19 protein-coding genes and 1 pseudogene are annotated in these 18,151 nt (G+C 54.4%); 12 read left to right on the forward strand and 8 right to left on the reverse strand.

Annotated elements, in window-relative coordinates; genetic code table 11:
• Positions 1 to 36 precede the first annotated feature (36 nt).
• Entirely contained in the window at positions 37 to 357 is a 321-nt protein-coding gene (locus WFO70_RS10240; RefSeq protein WP_023479906.1) for a transcriptional regulator, read from the reverse strand.
• An 85-nt stretch (positions 358 to 442) separates the two neighbouring features.
• Between WFO70_RS10240 and arsH the strand changes: the two genes are divergently transcribed.
• Positions 443 to 1,141: an arsenical resistance protein ArsH gene (gene arsH / locus WFO70_RS10245; RefSeq protein WP_262671742.1), complete on the forward strand. Its 699-nt coding sequence runs from the start codon at positions 443 to 445 to the stop codon at positions 1,139 to 1,141.
• A gap of 110 nt (positions 1,142 to 1,251) precedes the next feature.
• Here arsH and WFO70_RS10250 read toward each other — a convergent pair whose 3' ends face one another.
• Entirely contained in the window at positions 1,252 to 1,563 is a 312-nt protein-coding gene (locus tag WFO70_RS10250) for a helix-turn-helix domain-containing protein (RefSeq protein ID WP_312077879.1), read from the reverse strand.
• 98 nt (positions 1,564 to 1,661) lie between these two features.
• Between WFO70_RS10250 and WFO70_RS10255 the strand changes: the two genes are divergently transcribed.
• From WFO70_RS10255 to WFO70_RS10270, 4 genes and pseudogenes are all read left to right on the forward strand, one after another.
• Positions 1,662 to 2,231, forward strand: coding sequence for a hypothetical protein (locus tag WFO70_RS10255; protein ID WP_312077880.1), 570 nt, complete (start codon positions 1,662 to 1,664; stop codon positions 2,229 to 2,231).
• Positions 2,225 to 3,613: a DEAD/DEAH box helicase gene (locus WFO70_RS10260; protein ID WP_337015968.1), complete on the forward strand. Its 1,389-nt coding sequence runs from the start codon at positions 2,225 to 2,227 to the stop codon at positions 3,611 to 3,613. The genes WFO70_RS10255 and WFO70_RS10260 overlap by 7 nt, the downstream gene beginning before the upstream one ends.
• A gap of 65 nt (positions 3,614 to 3,678) precedes the next feature.
• Positions 3,679 to 3,857, forward strand: a pseudogene (locus WFO70_RS22500) (IS3 family transposase); the annotation flags it as partial.
• A 569-nt stretch (positions 3,858 to 4,426) separates the two neighbouring features.
• On the forward strand, positions 4,427 to 5,731 hold the full coding sequence (locus tag WFO70_RS10270) for a putative acyl-CoA thioester hydrolase (RefSeq protein ID WP_442913360.1): 1,305 nt from the start codon (positions 4,427 to 4,429) through the stop codon (positions 5,729 to 5,731).
• A 53-nt stretch (positions 5,732 to 5,784) separates the two neighbouring features.
• On the opposite strand, the gene tisB is transcribed toward WFO70_RS10270, so the two are convergent.
• On the reverse strand, positions 5,785 to 5,874 hold the full coding sequence (tisB, locus tag WFO70_RS10275; protein ID WP_142488739.1) for a type I toxin-antitoxin system toxin TisB: 90 nt from the start codon (positions 5,872 to 5,874) through the stop codon (positions 5,785 to 5,787).
• Between the two features lie 432 nt (positions 5,875 to 6,306).
• The gene (pgl, locus tag WFO70_RS10280) at positions 6,307 to 7,302 is read right to left on the reverse strand and encodes a 6-phosphogluconolactonase (RefSeq protein ID WP_337015971.1); all 996 of its coding nucleotides are present in this window, start codon (positions 7,300 to 7,302) and stop codon (positions 6,307 to 6,309) included.
• A gap of 153 nt (positions 7,303 to 7,455) precedes the next feature.
• Between pgl and WFO70_RS10285 the strand changes: the two genes are divergently transcribed.
• The gene (locus tag WFO70_RS10285; protein ID WP_337015972.1) at positions 7,456 to 8,274 is read left to right on the forward strand and encodes a pyridoxal phosphatase; all 819 of its coding nucleotides are present in this window, start codon (positions 7,456 to 7,458) and stop codon (positions 8,272 to 8,274) included.
• Here WFO70_RS10285 and modC read toward each other — a convergent pair whose 3' ends face one another.
• From modC to WFO70_RS10305, 4 genes are all read right to left on the reverse strand, one after another.
• On the reverse strand, positions 8,275 to 9,333 hold the full coding sequence (gene modC / locus WFO70_RS10290; protein WP_337015973.1) for a molybdenum ABC transporter ATP-binding protein ModC: 1,059 nt from the start codon (positions 9,331 to 9,333) through the stop codon (positions 8,275 to 8,277). It abuts the gene before it with no gap.
• Between the two features lie 2 nt (positions 9,334 to 9,335).
• A complete protein-coding gene (gene modB / locus WFO70_RS10295) occupies positions 9,336 to 10,025 on the reverse strand; it encodes a molybdate ABC transporter permease subunit (protein ID WP_337015975.1) in 690 nt (229 codons plus the stop codon).
• Entirely contained in the window at positions 10,022 to 10,798 is a 777-nt protein-coding gene (gene modA, locus WFO70_RS10300) for a molybdate ABC transporter substrate-binding protein (protein ID WP_337015976.1), read from the reverse strand. Before modA ends, modB begins: the two co-directional genes overlap by 4 nt.
• Before the next feature lie 179 nt (positions 10,799 to 10,977).
• Complete coding sequence (locus tag WFO70_RS10305) at positions 10,978 to 11,127, reverse strand: AcrZ family multidrug efflux pump-associated protein (protein WP_039029358.1); 150 nt, start codon at positions 11,125 to 11,127, stop codon at positions 10,978 to 10,980.
• A gap of 127 nt (positions 11,128 to 11,254) precedes the next feature.
• Between WFO70_RS10305 and modE the strand changes: the two genes are divergently transcribed.
• The 6 genes from modE (at position 11,255) to galM (ending at position 18,043) form a co-directional block, all read left to right on the forward strand.
• On the forward strand, positions 11,255 to 12,043 hold the full coding sequence (modE, locus tag WFO70_RS10310; protein ID WP_337015977.1) for a molybdenum-dependent transcriptional regulator: 789 nt from the start codon (positions 11,255 to 11,257) through the stop codon (positions 12,041 to 12,043).
• Positions 12,044 to 12,110: 67 nt separating this feature from the next.
• Positions 12,111 to 13,580 carry a molybdate ABC transporter ATP-binding protein ModF gene (gene modF / locus WFO70_RS10315; protein WP_337015978.1) on the forward strand — a complete coding sequence of 490 codons (1,470 nt, stop codon included), beginning with the start codon at positions 12,111 to 12,113 and terminating at the stop codon, positions 13,578 to 13,580.
• Between the two features lie 205 nt (positions 13,581 to 13,785).
• A complete protein-coding gene (gene galE, locus WFO70_RS10320) occupies positions 13,786 to 14,802 on the forward strand; it encodes a UDP-glucose 4-epimerase GalE (RefSeq protein ID WP_337015979.1) in 1,017 nt (338 codons plus the stop codon).
• 9 nt (positions 14,803 to 14,811) lie between these two features.
• On the forward strand, positions 14,812 to 15,858 hold the full coding sequence (gene galT, locus WFO70_RS10325; protein ID WP_337015980.1) for a galactose-1-phosphate uridylyltransferase: 1,047 nt from the start codon (positions 14,812 to 14,814) through the stop codon (positions 15,856 to 15,858).
• Between the two features lie 2 nt (positions 15,859 to 15,860).
• Positions 15,861 to 17,009 (forward strand): galactokinase, encoded by a 1,149-nt coding sequence (gene galK, locus WFO70_RS10330; protein WP_337015981.1) that lies wholly within the window; start codon positions 15,861 to 15,863, stop codon positions 17,007 to 17,009.
• A complete protein-coding gene (gene galM, locus WFO70_RS10335; RefSeq protein ID WP_337015983.1) occupies positions 17,003 to 18,043 on the forward strand; it encodes a galactose-1-epimerase in 1,041 nt (346 codons plus the stop codon). Before galK ends, galM begins: the two co-directional genes overlap by 7 nt.
• The last annotated feature ends 108 nt before the right edge of the window (positions 18,044 to 18,151 follow it).

Below are 18,151 nucleotides of genomic sequence, written 5' to 3' on the forward strand. Positions count from 1 at the left end.
CTCCATCATATATGATTATGTAAATATCTTCCTGCCTCAGCAGGAGGTGCAGGCTGATTTATCCAGCCATTCACGCACATCCTCCCGCATACACTGCCAGGACGTTGTGATTGTCTCAGCTGCCCACGCTGGTATGTGGGGTGACAGACGATAGTGGATCCATTTGCCTTCACGACGGTCAAGTACCAGCCCGGCCTCACGAAGGATAGCCATATGTCGCGAGATTTTTGGCTGTGATTCAGAGGTGGCCGCGCAGATATCGCAGACGCACAGTTCACCGGACTCCCGGAGAAGCATGACGATGGTGAGCCGTGTTTTATCCGACAGGATTTTGAAAAGCTGAACAGGTTGTAGCATTTGTCACTCCATTCCCTTTAGAATATACATATGGTAAATCATATGTATTAACTTTGAAATCATCTGGTCTGTCCGGAGGAGAAAAATGGAACAATTTCCTGCCCTGAACACCGAATGCTTTGATCAACACATCGCTGAACGTCTGCACCTGCAGGAGCCACCACGGATTCTGATTCTGTATGGCTCAGTAAGAGAGCGCTCCTACAGCCGTTTTGCCGCGGAAGAAGCTGGTCGCCTGCTGACGGCGATGGGCGCGGAGGTAAAACGCTTTAACCCCTCCGGTTTACCCCTGCCGGATGATGCGCCGGACACGCACCCTAAAGTCACCGAGCTGCGCGGTCTGGTCAGATGGTGTGACGGGATGGTGTGGAGTTCTCCGGAACGGCACGGGGCTATGAGCGCAGTTATGAAGGCGCAGATTGACTGGATACCCTTAAGTGAAGGCGCGGTTCGTCCTTCGCAGGGCAAAACACTTGCGGTAATGCAGGTCTGCGGTGGTTCCCAGTCCTTCAATGCAGTGAACCAGATGCGTATTCTGGGCCGCTGGATGCGGATGTTTACGATACCCAACCAGTCTTCCGTAGCCAGGGCATGGCAAGAGTTCGACGAAAACGGCCGAATGAAACCTTCGTCATGGTATGACCGCATCGTCGATGTAGCCGAGGAGCTGTTTAAAATCACACTGCTGCTTAAGGGACAAACCGGTTATCTTGCGGATCGTTACAGCGAGCGAAAAGAGAGCCATCAGGAGCTTTCATCCCGTGTCAATCAGGACAAAATATAACGTCTGTTATTCGTGAATCCATACTGCATGAGCTTAACAACGTCCGCTATTGGCACTCAGCGGACACTTCATCTTTGCTCAACCCTATGCTTTTAGCTTAGCCCATAGCACTATGGCTGCTTATTGTTAAGTTCAGCAATCAGAGCTGCTTGCTCTGTTTCAGTCATGTTTGCTATCAGCCGGGCTAGTTCCGCTGTCTGCTCGCTTTCACAAAAGAAGTAGTTTATGGGAACGCCAAGCTCATCGGCCATGCGCTTAAGGGTATCTATATCTGGGATATGCCTTCCTTTCTCATAATGGTTCATACGACCACTCGCTGAACTTGGTTCCATGCCAATTCGGATACCCAATTCTCGCTGAGTGATTCCGGCTTTGGTTCTGGCTGTTTTGAGCCTGTCAGGTATCGGGTTTGGGTGAGCCACTTAATCATCATCATTGCCCTAGTGTGCTTAGATTGTCTAAGTTTCACCAGTTTCTGTATACTTAGCAATCCTAAGTTTATGAGTTTGGAATTTTGTTAATGAAGTCTGCAGTAAAATTGCATCCCTATATTTATAATTTATTGATAGATAAGGATTTTAAAGAGTTTAGTGCTACTCAACTAAAGGATGCATTACTGAAAATCACGGATGAATACAGCCAGGTGGGCGAAGCCAGAAAGTTCATCTACCGCCAGCTTCTCCGATTAGAGGCATTAGGATTTATATGTAAAATTGAGAAAATTGATGGGCGTTCCAAGAAATTTTACAAAAAAACGGACCTCTTCTATTCCACTACATTCACATCGGGAAAAATACCCAAGAATTCCCGCCTTCAAGCTGTGTCTGCAACAGTTGAGTCAGCAGCATCTGATGTAGATAACTTTTTGAATGATATTAAGAAAGAAAAACTTATTCATGAGGCGAGGCTCGCTGTTGTTCTTAGCGAAATTGAAGAGTATCAGTCACTTATGGAGCGATTTCCAACAAAGAAAAGCTATCTGAAAGGCCTCTATCAGCTGGCAAAAAATCAGTCGGCTGCATTACTTGGTAGAGTGACGGCTTTGTCAAAAGTGCTTGGGCAGCATAACAATGAGCATCCTTTATGCTGAGGGAATGGCAGAGTCAGTGCGTAGATGCAGTACTAGGTAAATATCAATCTGGATCACCACATTTTTTATGCCTTGCTTGCCCAGGTGCCGGTAAAACAGTGATGGCAGCTGAGGTTGCAAAGCGAATGCTAGAACTCAATTTGGTAGATATCATCATATGCTTTGCCCCTTCAACAGCAGTGGTTTCATCGATAAAAAGCACATTCTCTCATAGATTACAAAGTAGCTTTTGTGGAGGCCTCGGATCTGTTGGAACTGCTTTTACCTATCACAACCTCATGTATTTTGACAAAAAATTCTGGGAATCATTACAACGACACCGGTTATTAATAATTTTTGACGAAATCCATCATTGCTCTGGCGATACTCTCGATAATGCCAATGTTTGGGGAGGGGAAATACTTACTCTAATTCAAAAATGTGCAAGCTATACATTGGCATTAACCGGAACTCCATGGCGAACTGATAATGTACCAATAGTATTATCAAATTACACCGATCCGGACGGTGAGATCTGCTGTGATTACGTGTATGGCCTACATGAAGCCATTATAGATAATGTTTGCCGTAAGCCCAAAATTGCTCTTATTAATAGTGATAATTTAGTTTATTCCTCAGAGGAAACCACAAAAGATTTCGGCTCCATTGTAGAGATACTGAATGAAAATTTAGTTTCTTATCAATCAATACTTTGGCATCCAAAGGCAATGAGCTATGTCATTAAAGCCGGATGTGAAAAACTTCGCGAAATAAGAATGGTCAACTCTGATGCAGGTGGACTAGTGGTTGCTTCATCAGTAGTGCATGCGTACAAACTGATGAATCTTCTGGAAAATGAGTTTGGCCAAAGCGCCACTATAGTGACCTATCATGATAAAGAAGCCCTTTCAAAGATAAAGCAATATCGTCAAGGAACTACCGAATGGATTGTTAGTGTCGGTATGATCAGTGAGGGTACAGATATCCCACGGCTTCAGGTCTGTTGCCACCTGAGCTCCATTAAAACTGAACTTTACTTTAGACAGGTGCTTGGTCGTATTCTTCGTGTAAATCAAAGAAAAAATCAGGAGGCTTGGTTATTTACGATAGCTACAGAAGAATTAACCTTATACTCGGAAAGGTTAGTTAAGGATTTACCTGAAGATTATAAAATTTTGCAGGAATCGCATGAATCACCATCAAAAAAAACAAGTGGTAATTTATTCGAATCGCTAGAAAGAAAGCAGAATAATAATACGAATAAAGAAGAGAACTTTTCTCTTGAAATGGATTTTAATGAAAGCCACCAATCAACCTCCTCAGTAAAAGAGAACACTAATTCATTGAAAATACACTCATTATATCAACAGGTTATAGATGCATTCCTATTCTCAACTAACTAATATGGATATCATTTAATCTATTAGTTTCAGCTTCTAGCCCAGATGCGTTTAACCTGACCTGATAGATGGGTTTTGTCATAGATGAAATTACCAGCGGTCGCGACATTAAGCGCTTAAGCTGCGTGGTTGATTTCACGAAGGAGTGCCTGCCTGTCACCGCCGTTTTTTTAGGATTTCAGGTGTTCAGGTGACTCGTGTTCTAAACAGCATTTCACTATTTCGTGGCTATCTATCGACGATGAAGCTTCAGCACTGAATTGTCAGACTCCACCAGAGCTTGCAGCTCGGTGGCAAAATGGGACATCAGATAGTAAGAAAACACGTATTACCAACTGATGGTTGTATTCACTCTTGCGGGCAGATCACTAGCCCACTTACCTTTGAGTAATGTTCAAATGTTGCACAATTACTCAGCACGTCACCATGTCACGAGTAAAAATCTTTAATCACGTTTGCTCAGAACCGCGCTTATCTGTAATGTGCGCACGGTGGTCAAGTAGAATACGATTAGAAAGCTAGTTAGTTGCAATTTGCAACGACCATCATGCGATCTATCTCGTAATTTTTAGATAAATGATGTGTAATCCTTATCTAAATTTTGATGCTTGATACCTAAAGTCTGCTGACTGAAAAGTTGTGAAAAATAGATAAATGGGCCAAAAGTTAGATGAAACCCTTGTAGGCTGCGCCACACAAAGGTTTTCTAAGTTTTCAATCTAAGTTTTAGTTAGATGTACTTTTAGCCTTTTAATCTTCCCGTTTCGCTCAACTTAGTATAAAAAAGCAGGCTATTTCGGTTATCCCCCTATTGATATGCTTAGCAGGAGCTTTCCCTTGAACATTTCCAGGATTTCTCGTCTGGCACTGGCCCTCGCATTTGGCGTGACGTTGTCTGCGTGCAGCTCTACTCCGCCGGATCAACTGCCTTCTGAACAGGCCGCGCCAGGCACGGCTTCTCGACCGATCCTTTCCGCTGATGAAGCGAAAAACTTCCAGCAGGCTCGCTACTTCACGGCCATGGATCCTAACGCGGCACCGTGGAGTCCTTACGCCATTCGTTTGCCAGAGCAGCCAAACTTTGTGGTTGGCCCGGCGGGAACCCAGGGCGTTACGCATACCACCATTCAGGCAGCCGTCGATGCCGCCATTGCTAAGCACAGCAGCTCCCGTCAGTACATCGCCATTTTACCCGGCGAGTACGAAGGTACCGTGTATGTGCCTGCCGCACCGGGTAGCGTGACCCTGTACGGTACGGGCGACAAACCGATTGATGTAAAAATTGGTCTGGCGATCGACTCTGAGATGGATACCACCACCTGGCGTCGTCTGGTCAATCCGGCCGGGAAATACATGCCTGGCAAACCGGCCTGGTACATGTTTGACCGCTGCCAGAGCAAGCACAGCGCCACCGTTGGCGTGATGTGTTCGGCGGTCTTCTGGTCGCAGAACAACGGCCTGCAGCTGCAGAACCTGACGATTGAAAACAATCTCGGTGACAGCGTGGATGCCGGTAACCACCAGGCGGTAGCCCTGCGCAGCGATGGCGATCAGGTGCAGATCGACAAGGTGAATATTCTGGGCCGTCAGAACACCTTCTTCGTCACCAACAGCGGCGTCGAGAACACCCTGAAAAACAACCGCATCACCCGTACGCTGGTAACCAATAGCTACATTGAAGGCGATGTGGATATTGTCTCCGGTCGCGGTGCGGTGGTGTTTGATAACACCGATTTCCGCGTGATGAATACCCGTACCCAACAGGAAGGCTATGTCTTTGCACCGGCCACCCTGTCGAACATGTTCTACGGCTTCCTGGCAGTAAACAGCCGCTTCACCGCAATGGGTGACGGCGTGGCACAGCTGGGTCGCTCGCTGGATGTGGATTCTGCCTCTAACGGTCAGGTGGTGATCCGCGATAGCGTGATCAACGAAGGCTTTAACATGGCGAAACCCTGGGGCAACGCGGCTATCTCTCAGCGTCCGTATGCGGGTAATACCGGTGCGGTGGATGACAAAGGCAACGTGCAGCGCAACCTGAACGACGCTAACTTCAACCGCATGTGGGAATACAACAACCGCGGTGTCGGCAGCAAAGTGATCGCAGAGCCGAAGCAGTAACAGGATTAGCAAAAAGGGGGAGTTACTCCCCCTTAATGCTGCGGCTGGGCACGTCAGGCACCGGTTTTAAGATACGCATCCAGCAGTTGCAATACTGCAACCATGAGTTGCAGGAACAGAATTACCCATCCCATACTGCTCATACGCCACTCCTTTGGTCAGGAGCACTTCCACTGACTTACCCTTCCGCTGCCTGTCGCCAGTGGGTGTTGGTGTTACCGATGTGCTCCACAGTTAAGGCACTGACGGCACCACCCGCCAGCCAGGACTTTAAAGAAACCTGATTTGCGGAGCTGCTCACATCGAACCAACGACAACACTATAACGTCTGAATACTGTGTATAAAAACAGTTTGGCTTATATTCGGAATTCGTTTACTTTTGTAAAAATAACGTTATTTTTCAAAATGATAACATGAAAGACACCGAATCGCGCTACATCGTGGCTACGGGTAGATTTTACATAGCATCAGGTTGGGGATTAAGATATTGAGGTTGGTGTTTCCGATGTGCTCACCCGGCTACCACCGGGTATAAAAAACCTCGCAATTGCGAGGTTTTTTTATTTCGTCCGCCTTAGTAAGCGTTAACCACCACCCACATTGGCCCCTGGCCAACGGCGTAACGTCCCTTCTCTTCAAGCAGCCCCTGCTCGCCCTGAATCTCATACAGCGCGATATGGTGCGATTTTTGCCCCGCAGCAATCAGGAATTTACCGCTGTGATCGACGTTAAAGCCGCGCGGCTGGGTCTCGGTCGGCTGGAAGCCTTCGATGGCCAGCACGCTACCATCTTCAGAGACGCTGAAAATGGTGATCAGGCTTGAAGTACGGTCGCAGGTATAGAGGTGGCGTCCGTCAGGCGTGATGTGGATATCCGCCCCCCAGCGCGTATCGGTGAAGTCAGCCGGCATCATGTCCAGAGTCTGTACACACTCGATGTTGCCGTGCGGATCGCGCAGCGCCCAGACATCCACCGAGCAGTTCAGCTCATTCACCACGTAGGCGTACTGCTGATTCGGATGGAAGACCATATGACGCGGGCCAGCGCCCTCAACGGTGGTCACTTCGGCCGGCGTTTGCGCAGCCAGCTTACCGTCGTCGCCCAGCGTGAACAGGCAGATACGATCCTGTTTCAGCGCCGGAACCCACAGGGTGCGGTTATCCGGGGAGATGTTGGCCGAGTGGCAACCTTCCAGCCCTTCAACCACCTCAACGGTCTCGGTCGGAATGCCGTCATCCAGGCGGGTCACGCTGACGCAACCGGCATTGTAAGAGCCGCTAAAGATAAAGCGCCCCTGCAGATCGGTTGAAATATGGGTTGGGCTGCCCGGCAGAGCGGCTTCTGCGGTGAACGTCAGGGCACCATCGTCAGGAGAGATACGGTACGCCAGCACACGGAACTCCGGACGCACGCCTACATACAGGAAACGTTTATCCGGGCTGATCACCATCGGCTGAACCTGGCCGGGAACATCGACGACCTGAACCAGGGTGAGTGTACCTTCGGGATTCAGACGCCAGACATGGATCTGCTGGCTCTCAGGACTGGCGGTATAAACGGTTTGTTTCATGAATGCTCCTTTCCTCACTGCGCGTAAAAGTAATGTACCAGGATAGTCTTTTTTAACGGTGAATGCTGAATTTTAGCCAGGAATTTTGCAGCCTTAGTCGCGGGGTGTACCATCTGCACATCCTGCCATTTCAACATTAACCCGGAAGATCAAATGACCTCGCGTGTGATTGCACTGGATTTAGACGGTACGCTATTAACCCCGCAAAAAACCCTGCTCCCCTCTTCTCTCGACGCCCTGAAGCGTGCCCAGGAGGTGGGGTATCAGCTCCTCATCGTGACGGGTCGACATCATGTTGCGATTCATCCTTTTTATCAGGCACTGGCGTTAGATACACCTGCAATTTGTTGTAATGGTACCTATTTGTATGATTATCAAGCAAAAAAGGTTCTGCAGGCCGATCCGTTGCCGGTTCACCAGGCGCTGCAGCTGATCGATCTGCTCGATGAACATGCCATTCACGGCCTGATGTATGTCGACGATGCGATGGTGTACGAACGCCCGACCGGGCATGTGATCCGCACCAGCAACTGGGCCCTGTCGCTGCCGGAAGCGCAGCGTCCGGTGTTCACCCAGGTACCGTCGCTGGCGCAGGCGGCCCGGGACGTTAATGCCATCTGGAAATTTGCCCTGACCGATGAAGACACCGGCAAGCTGAATACCTTCGCTAAACACGTCGAGCAGACGCTGGGCCTGGAGTGTGAATGGTCCTGGCACGATCAGGTGGATATTGCCCGCAAAGGCAACAGCAAGGGCAAACGCCTGGCGCAGTATGTGGAATCCATCGGCGGGTCAATGCAGGATGTCATCGCCTTTGGCGATAACTACAATGACATCAGCATGCTGGAAGCGGCCGGAACCGGGGTGGCGATGGGTAATGCCGATGATGCCGTCAAAGCGCGTGCCAATATCGTGATTGGTGACAACACTACCGACAGCATCGCGCAGTTCATCTATACCCACCTGGTGTGATCAGGTAGTGATCGACACGCTCTTGATCTGAGCGTAGAGCCAGAGGCCAGGTTTGATCCCCAGTTCATCCCTGGCCCACGGGCTGATGCGCGCCCACAGCGTGCGGCTGCCAATTTCCAGCTGGACCTCAACCTGGCCGTTATCGTCGTAACACTGGGCCACTTTGGCGCGCAGAATGTTACGGATACTGCTCTGTAGCGGCGGCTGGAGTACCAGCGACACATCTGACGCCTGAATACGGATGCGCAGGTTGGTATGCAGGGGTTTATCCAGCTTGTTGACCCAGACATGCTGATCGCCAATGGCCAGCGCGGTCATGGCGTAGTGCGGATGGTGCTCCAGCACGCTCACCTTCAGAATGCTGCTCTGCTGCTCCTGCGGCAGCCACGGGTGCATTACGCTGCTGCCCCACACCTCTTCCAGATTACCGAACGCTTTCACGCTGCCGTTTTCCAGCACCAGCACCTTATCGGCCAGATGCAGGATCTCATCCAGCGAGTGGCTGACGTACAGCATCGGAATATTGATTTCGCGCGCCAGGCGCTGCAGATACGGCAGCAGCTCACGCTTGCGGGGAATATCGAGCGAGGCCAGGGGTTCATCCAGCAGCAGCAGCTCCGGGGCGGTGAGTAACGCCCGGCCTATCGCCACGCGCTGCTTTTCCCCACCCGAGAGGGAGGACGGCAGCCGATCAAGCAGGTGTTCAATGCCCAGCAGCGCCACCAGCTTATCGAACTGCCCGGCCATGCTTTTCGCCATGCCGTACCGCAGGTTGCCCAGCACCTTATAGTGCGGAAACAGCCGCGCATCCTGGAAGACATAGCCGATCCGGCGCTTTTCCGGTGCCAGATAAATGCGTTTTTCGACGTCGTTCAGCACCCGATCGTTAAGCACGATCCGCCCGGACTGGGGCCGGGTCAGGCCGCTTATCGCGTTGATCAGCGATGTCTTCCCCGCGCCGGAGACGCCAAAAATGGCGGTGATCCCGCTGGCGGGCAGGGTTTCGTTGAGGGTCAGGCAATGCTCGCCCAGGGTCTGGGTAAAATTGAGTTCCAGCATGGTCAGTTCCCCATCCGTTCACGGCTCAGGCGGGCCAGCCATTCCGACACCAGCAGCGACACCATCGCCAGCACAATGGAGATAATGCAAAGCCGCGCGGCGGCCCCTTCGCCACCGGGGGTCTGGATCAGGGTATACATCGCCGACGGGATAGTCCGCGTTTCGCCGGGGATGTTAGAGACAAAGGTAATGGTTGCGCCAAACTCGCCCAGCGAGCGGGCAAAGGCCAGCACGGTGCCGACAATAATGCCCGGCAGCGTCAGGGGAAGCGTGATGGTCATGAAGACGCGCCAGCGCCCGGCACCGAGCGTGCGGGCGGCCTGTTCGAGCTTCATGTCGACCCCTTCCAGCGCCAGGCGGATCGCCCGCACCATCAGCGGGAAGGACATCACCGCCGCCGCCAGCACCGCCCCGCGCCAGCTGAAGGCAAAGCTGAGGCCGAACCACTCGTACAGACGTTCACCGATAAACCCGCGACGCCCCATGGCGATGAGCAGCAGATAACCGACCACCACCGGCGGCAGCACCAGCGGCAAATGCAACACACTGTCGAGGAGCGCTTTGCCGGGAAACTTACAGCGAACCAGTAACCAGGCGAAGAAGATCCCAAAGGGCAAACTACATGCAACCGCGAGGGAAGAGACTTTCAGGCTCAGCAGCACGGCCTGCCATTCGGGATCGGTCAATATCATTCGTGAGTCGTAAATCCGTAACGTTTAAAGATTGCCGACGCCTGCGGCCCCTTCAGATAATCGTAAAAGGCGCTGACGGTGGCGTTTTTATGTCCATCGACGATGGCAACAGGATATTCCACTTTCTTATGGGAGTCTTCCGGGAAGGTGCCCACCACTTTCACCCCTTTTCCGGCGACCGCATCGGAACCGTAGACGATCCCCAGCGGCGCTTCGTTGCGCTCAACCAGCGCAAGGGCACCACGCACGTCTTCCGCCGGTGCCAGTTTAGCTGACAGCGTCTCCCAGGCACCCAGCTTCTGCAGCGCCTCTTTGGCATAAATGCCCGCCGGCACGTGTTCCGGATCGCCCACCGCCAGACGCCCCTCTTTCAGCAGGCTGGTCCAGTTGGTCTCTTTACTGATGGCAATCTCGCCCTGGGTACTCTCTTTCGGTGCCACGACCACCAGGCTGTTGCCCAGCAGGGTTTCCCGGCTGGCGGTATCCATCGTTTTTTTCTCGACGGCGTAATCCATCCACTTCTGATCGGCAGAGATAAACAGATCGGCAGGTGCGCCTGCTTCAATCTGACGCGCCAGGGTCGAGGAAGAGGCAAAGGACGACACCACCTCGACGTTTTTCTCTTTCTTATACTCCGCCGCAATATCCTGCATCGCGTTGGTCAGGGATGCCGCCGCGAAGACGGTAATTTTGCCTTCATCCGCCAGGGCATGCCCGGTCAGAGTGAGCGTCAGCGTTGCCCCTGCGAAAAGGCGTAACCATGTACGTGCCATTTTAACTCCTTTTGAGTTTCGTTATATACGATGCAATATAACGATAACCCCAGGGTTTTCCCAGCGCTAAATGGTACCGATGCGGGAGTAGATCAAATTGATGCCATAAATGATATCGGCGCGGGAGGGGGAAACTTGAGAGCAAAACGCCCGGTGGAACCGGGCGTTTTTAAAGGGATTTAATGCTGTTTTTTCGGCTGTTTTCTGTGGCCGATATTGGAAAAGATGTTAAACACCTCACCCAGGCCGTAGATGGCACCGAGGATGATAGCCATCACCACTGGCACCATGATCACGGCGAATACCAGACTTTTCAGCAACTCTAACATGGCTTTCTCCAGACAATGTGAATGCCTTATTCTAACCGGAAAAGCGAGAAATACATCCCCTTTTGTGCGGTACAGTTTGCGCCCCGAACGAATTACGTCACAATAACCCTTTTGCCAGGACATTGTTATGCAGGCCGAAATTCTCCTCACCCTACGTCTCCAGCAAAAATTGTTTGCCGATCCTCGCCGCATCGCCCTGCTCAAACAGATTGCGCAAACCGGCTCTATCAGTCAGGGGGCAAAGAATGCCGGCATTAGCTATAAAAGCGCCTGGGATGCCATCAATGAGATGAATACCCTCAGCGAGCAGACGCTGGTCGATCGCGCGACAGGCGGTAAAGGTGGCGGCGGTGCGATCTTGACACGCTACGGTCAGCGGCTGATCCAGCTCTATGATCTGCTGGCGCAAATCCAGCAGAAAGCCTTCGATGTGTTAAGCGACGACGACGCTCTGCCGCTGGACAGCCTGCTCGGTGCCATCTCGCGTTTCTCCTTGCAGACCAGCGCCCGCAACCAGTGGTTTGGCACGATCACCGCCCGCGATGACGATCGCGTCCAGCAGCATGTAGATGTATTGCTCGCCGACGGCACCACCCGTCTGAAAGTGGCCCTCACCGCCCGGAGCGGCGAACGGCTGGGGCTGGATGAGGGCAAAGAGGTGCTGGTGCTGCTGAAGGCTCCTTGGGTCAGCATCACTCAGGACAGAGAAACGGCGAACCAGGCGGATAACCAACTGCCGGGGATCATCAACCATATCGATCGCGGCGACGAGCAGTGTGAAGTGCTGATGACCCTCCCCGATGGCCAGACGCTGTGCGCTACCCTGCCTGTGGCCCAGAGTCAGGGTTTAGAAGAAGGTGCTGAGGCGACCGCATATTTTAATGCTGACCGGGTGATTATCGCCACGTTGTGCTAAGCGCATTGACATTCGCCCCGACAGTGCGTATCCCTGATGCTTATTGCTGCAAAAAATGGGATAAATCATGTCATCATTGCAAATTTCGCAAGGCACGTTTCGTCTTAGCGATACCCGAACGCTCCAGCTCGCGGATTTTACGCTCAATGCCGGTGAAAGCTGGGCGTTCGTTGGCAGTAACGGCAGCGGCAAGTCTGCCCTCGCCCGGGCACTGGCCGGGGAGCTGACGCTGCTGAAGGGCGAACGCCAGAGCACGTTTACTCGCCTGACCCGCCTCTCCTTTGAACAGCTGCAAAAACTGGTCAGCGACGAGTGGCAGCGCAACAACACCGACCTCCTCAGCCCCGGCGAAGAGGACACCGGCCGCACCGCCGCCGAAATCATCCAGGATGAGATCAAAGACGAGGCCCGCTGCCACCAGCTGGCGGAACAGTTCGGCATCGCTCATCTGCTGGAGCGACGCTTTAAATATCTCTCGACCGGCGAAACCCGCAAAACGCTGCTGTGCCAGGCCCTGATGGCCGAACCCGAGCTGCTGATCCTTGATGAGCCTTTCGATGGCCTCGATGTCAAATCGCGCGCGCAGCTGGCGGACCTGCTGGCCTCGCTCAATCAGCAGGGTTACACCCTGGTGCTGGTCCTGAACCGTTTTGACGAGATCCCCGATTTTGTGCAGAACGCCGGGGTGCTGGCCGATTGCAGCCTGACGGCGGTGGGCGAAAAAGCGGCCCTGCTGAAGCAGGCCCTGATTGCCCAGCTGGCGCACAGTGAGAAACTGAACGGCGTGACTCTGCCCGAACCGGATGCGCCCTCTGTGCGCCATGCGCTGCCGCAGGATCAGCCGCGGATTGTGCTTAATGACGGCGTGGTGTCCTATGACGATCGTCCGATCCTTGACCATCTGAGCTGGACGGTGAATCCCGGCGAGCACTGGCAGATTGTCGGCCCTAACGGCGCCGGGAAATCGACCCTGCTGAGCCTGATTACCGGCGATCATCCTCAGGGCTATAGCAACGATCTCACCCTCTTTGGCCGCCGTCGCGGCAGCGGCGAAACCATCTGGGATATCAAAAAGCACATCGGCTACGTCAGCAGCAGCCTGCACCTTGACTACCGGGTCAGCACCACAGTGCGCAACGTGATTCTGTCGGGGTATTTCGACTCCATCGGGATTTATCAGGCGGTTTCAGACAAGCAGCACAAGCTGGCGCAGCAGTGGCTGGATATCCTTGGGATGGATAACCGGGTTGCGGATGCCCCCTTCAGCAGCCTGTCGTGGGGCCAGCAGCGGCTGGCGCTGATCGTGCGCGCGCTGGTGAAACATCCGACCCTGCTGATCCTCGACGAGCCTTTGCAGGGGCTGGATCCGCTTAACCGTCAGCTGATTCGCCGCTTTGTGGATGTGCTGATTAGCGAAGGGGAAACCCAACTGCTGTTTGTCTCCCACCATGCGGAAGATGCCCCCGCCTGTATTACCCACCGCCTGGAGTTCGTCGCCGACGGCGAGCGCTACCGCTACCAGACGGGCCGGGTCTGACATCCTGACGGGGGCCTCGCCCCCGCTTTTTTCGGATAACCTGCAACATCCCTGACCGGACGCTTTGATTTACAATCCTTTTTTAGCCGGAGAGCAGCTGCGTTTTATCCAGTGTAAACGATTCCACTATTTTATCCCATGTCACACTTTCCTGCTCTCTGTTATGCTAGGATTATCTCATACCATAAGCCTAATGGAGCGAAAAATGCGAGTTCTGGTAACAGGTGGTAGCGGTTACATAGGAAGTCATACCTGTGTGCAACTGCTGCAAAACGGCCACGACGTCATCATCCTCGATAACCTGTGCAACAGTAAGCGCAGCGTGCTGCCGGTCATGGAACGCCTGGCCGGTAAACAGCCTGCCTTTGTTGAAGGCGATATTCGTAACGAAGCGCTGATGACTGAGATCCTCCACGATCACGCCATTGACGCGGTGATCCACTTCGCTGGGCTGAAAGCCGTCGGCGAGTCGGTGTCGAAACCGCTGGAGTATTACGACAACAACGTCAACGGTACGCTGCGTCTGGTCTCCGCCATGCGCGCGGCGGGCGTGAAGAACTTCATCTTCAGCTCCTCCGCCACCGTCTATGGCGACCAGCCACAAATCCCTTATGCCGAAAGCTTCCCGACTGGGACGCCGCAAAGCCCGTACGGCAAAAGCAAGCTGATGGTGGAACAGATCCTCACCGACCTGCAAAAAGCCCAGCCGGACTGGAGCATCGCCCTGCTCCGCTACTTCAACCCGGTGGGTGCGCATCCGTCAGGGGATATGGGCGAAGATCCGCAGGGTATTCCGAATAACCTGATGCCGTACATTGCCCAGGTGGCAGTGGGCCGTCGTGATTCGCTGGCGGTATTTGGCAACGACTACCCGACTCCGGACGGTACCGGCGTGCGCGACTACATTCATGTGATGGATCTCGCCGATGGACACGTGGCGGCCATGCAGCAGCTGGCGGATAAACCTGGGGTGCATATTTATAACCTCGGCGCAGGCGTCGGCAGCAGCGTGCTGGATGTGGTTAATGCCTTCAGCGCTGCCTGCGGTAAACCGGTGAGCTATCACTTTGCCCCGCGTCGCGACGGCGATCTGCCCGCCTACTGGGCGGATGCCACCAAGGCTGAGAAAGAGCTTAACTGGCGTGTTTCGCGCACGCTCGATGAAATGGCACAGGATACCTGGCGCTGGCAGTCTCGCCACCCGCAGGGTTACCCGGACTAAGGATCTGTCATGACCCAATTTAACCCCGTCGATCACCCACATCGTCGTTTCAATCCGTTAACCGGGCAGTGGATCCTGGTCTCTCCGCATCGCGCCAAGCGCCCCTGGCAGGGGGCGCAGGAGACGCCTGCTAAGCAGACGCTGCCGCAGCACGATCCGGACTGTTTCCTCTGTCCGGGGAATACCCGCGTCACCGGGGATATCAACCCCGATTACAAAGGTACCTTCGTTTTCACCAACGACTTTGCAGCCCTGATGACCGACACGCCAGACGCGCCGCAGAGTGACGATCCGCTCCTGCGCTGCGAAAGCGCCCGCGGCACCAGCCGGGTGATCTGCTTCTCGCCGGATCACAGTAAAACCCTGCCGGAACTGAGCGTTGAAGCCCTGACCGAGGTAGTGAAAACCTGGCAGGAACAGACCGCCGAACTGGGGCAGAGCTATCCCTGGGTGCAGGTCTTCGAGAACAAAGGCGCGGCGATGGGCTGCTCCAACCCGCATCCGCACGGCCAGGTGTGGGCCAACAGCTTTATGCCTAACGAAGTGGAGCGGGAAGATCGCCTGCAAAAAGCCTATTTCGCTGAGCATCAGTCGCCGATGCTGCTGGACTATGTTCAGCGCGAGCTGGCCGACGGTAGCCGCACCGTGGTGGAGACCGAACACTGGTTAGCCGTGGTGCCGTACTGGGCGGCGTGGCCGTTCGAAACCCTGCTGCTGCCGAAAGCCCAGGTTCTGCGGATCACCGATCTGAGCGAAGCCCAGCGCAGCGATCTGGCTCTGGCGCTGAAAAAACTGACCAGCCGTTACGACAACCTGTTCCAGTGCTCTTTCCCGTACTCCATGGGCTGGCACGGCGCGCCCTTTAATGGCGAAGAGAATCAACACTGGCAGCTGCACGCCCACTTTTATCCGCCGCTGCTGCGCTCCGCGACCGTACGTAAATTTATGGTCGGCTACGAGATGCTGGCGGAAACCCAGCGTGACCTGACGGCGGAACAGGCCGCAGAGCGTCTGCGTGCCGTGAGTGATGTCCATTTTCGCGAATCCGGAGAATAACAATGAGTCTGAAAGATAAAACCCACGCCCTGTTTGCTGAAAAGTTCGGCTACCCTGCCACTCACGCTATTCAGGCTCCAGGCCGCGTTAACCTGATCGGCGAGCACACCGATTATAACGATGGTTTCGTCCTGCCCTGCGCCATTGATTACCAGACGGTGATCAGCTGCGCGAAACGCGACGACCGCAAAGTGCGCGTACTGGCGGCCGATTACGACAACCAGATCGACGAGTTTTCGCTGGATGCGCCTGTGGTTCAGCACGACAGCCAGCAGTGGTCGAACTACGTTCGCGGCGTGGTGAAACACCTGCAGAAGCGCAATAAAAACTTCGGCGGCGCGGATCTGGTGATCAGCGGCAACGTGCCGCAGGGCGCAGGGCTGAGCTCCTCCGCCTCGCTGGAAGTGGCGGTCGGTACCGTCTTCCAGCAGCTGTATCATCTGCCGTTGGACGGCGCGCAGATCGCTCTTAACGGCCAGGAAGCGGAGAACCAGTTCGTCGGCTGTAACTGCGGCATCATGGATCAGCTGATTTCGGCGCTGGGCAAAAAAGGCCACGCGCTGCTGATCGACTGCCGCTCGCTGGGCACCAAAGCGGTCAGCCTGCCAAAAGGCGCGGCGGTGATCATCATTAACAGTAATTTCAAACGCACTCTGGTGGGCAGCGAGTACAACACCCGCCGCGAACAGTGTGAAACCGGCGCGCGCTTCTTCCAGCAGTCCGCGCTGCGTGACGTCTCGCTCACCGAGTTCAATAAAGTGGCCCACGAGCTGGATCCGGTGGTGGCGAAACGCGTGCGTCACGTCCTGACCGAAAACGCCCGTACCGTGGAAGCGGCAACCGCGCTGGAAAAAGGCGATCTGCGCCGGATGGGCGAGCTGATGGCCGAGTCCCATGCCTCCATGCGCGATGACTTCGAAATCACCGTCCCGCAGATCGACACCCTGGTGGAGATTGTTAAAGCGGCGATTGGCCAACAGGGCGGCGTGCGTATGACCGGGGGCGGCTTCGGCGGCTGCGTAGTGGCGCTGGTGCCGGAGGCGTTAGTCCCGGTAGTTCAGCAAGCGGTTGAGCAGCAGTATGAAGCCAAAACCGGCATCAAAGAGACCTTCTATGTTTGCAACGCCTCACAAGGAGCTGGCCAGTGCTAAACGAAACCCCTGTTCTCGCCCCTGACGGCCTGCCGTACCGCCTGTTAACCCTGCGCAACGGCGCGGGGATGGTGGTGACGCTCATGGACTGGGGCGCTACGCTGCTTTCCGCCCGCGTCCCGATGCGCGACGGCAGCGTGCGTGAGACCCTGCTCGGCTGCGCATCGCCTGAGCAATACCCTGAACAAACCGCGTTCCTTGGCGCGTCGGTGGGCCGTTATGCCAACCGCATCGCCAAAAGCCGCTTTGAGCTGGACGGCGTGGGCTATGCGCTGCTGCCAAGCCAGGGCGAAAACCAGCTGCATGGCGGCCCGGACGGCTTCGACAAGCGTCGCTGGCGCATTGCGCAGCAGAACGATAGCGAAGCGCTGCTGACTCTCCACTCCCCGGATGGCGATCAGGGCTTCCCCGGCAACTGCGAGACGAGCGTCCATTATCGCTTAACGGAAGATAACCGGATCGCCATTACCTACCGCGCCACGGTGGATAAGCCCTGCCCGGTCAACCTGACCAACCACGCTTACTTCAACCTCGACGGCGACTGCAGCGACGTGCGTAACCACAGACTGCAACTTCTGGCCCTGCGCTATCTGCCAGTCGATGAAATGGGGATCCCGCAGGAAGGGTTGAAAGCGGTAGCAGACACCAGCTTTGATTTCCGCACCACCAAAGCGATTGCCCAGGATTTCCTGGCGGATGACGATCAGCGCAAGGTGAAAGGTTACGATCATGCGTTCCTGCTCGATGCTCAGGGCGATCTGAGCCAGCCTGCGGCGCACCTGTGGTCTGCCGATGAAAAGCTGCAGATGACGGTCTACACCACCGCCCCTGCCCTGCAATTCTATTCCGGTAACTTCCTCGACGGCACGCCGGCGCGGGAAGATGGTGAATACCGTGCCTGGCAAGGCCTGGCGCTGGAAAGCGAGTTTCTGCCGGACAGCCCGAACCACGCGGAATGGCCGCAGCCCGACTGCATTCTGCGCCCGGGGGAAGAGTACCTCAGCGTCACGGAATATCAGTTTACTGCGCAATAAAAATTGGCCCTCCCACTGGAGGGCTTTTTTTTGCCCATCTTGCTGAAAATAGCGCCAGTTACGGACAAAATCACAACCCCTCATTCACAAGCATCTTACACTGCGACA

The organism is Leclercia sp. AS011 (genome assembly GCF_037152535.1).
Classification (GTDB): Bacteria; Pseudomonadota; Gammaproteobacteria; order Enterobacterales; family Enterobacteriaceae; genus Enterobacter.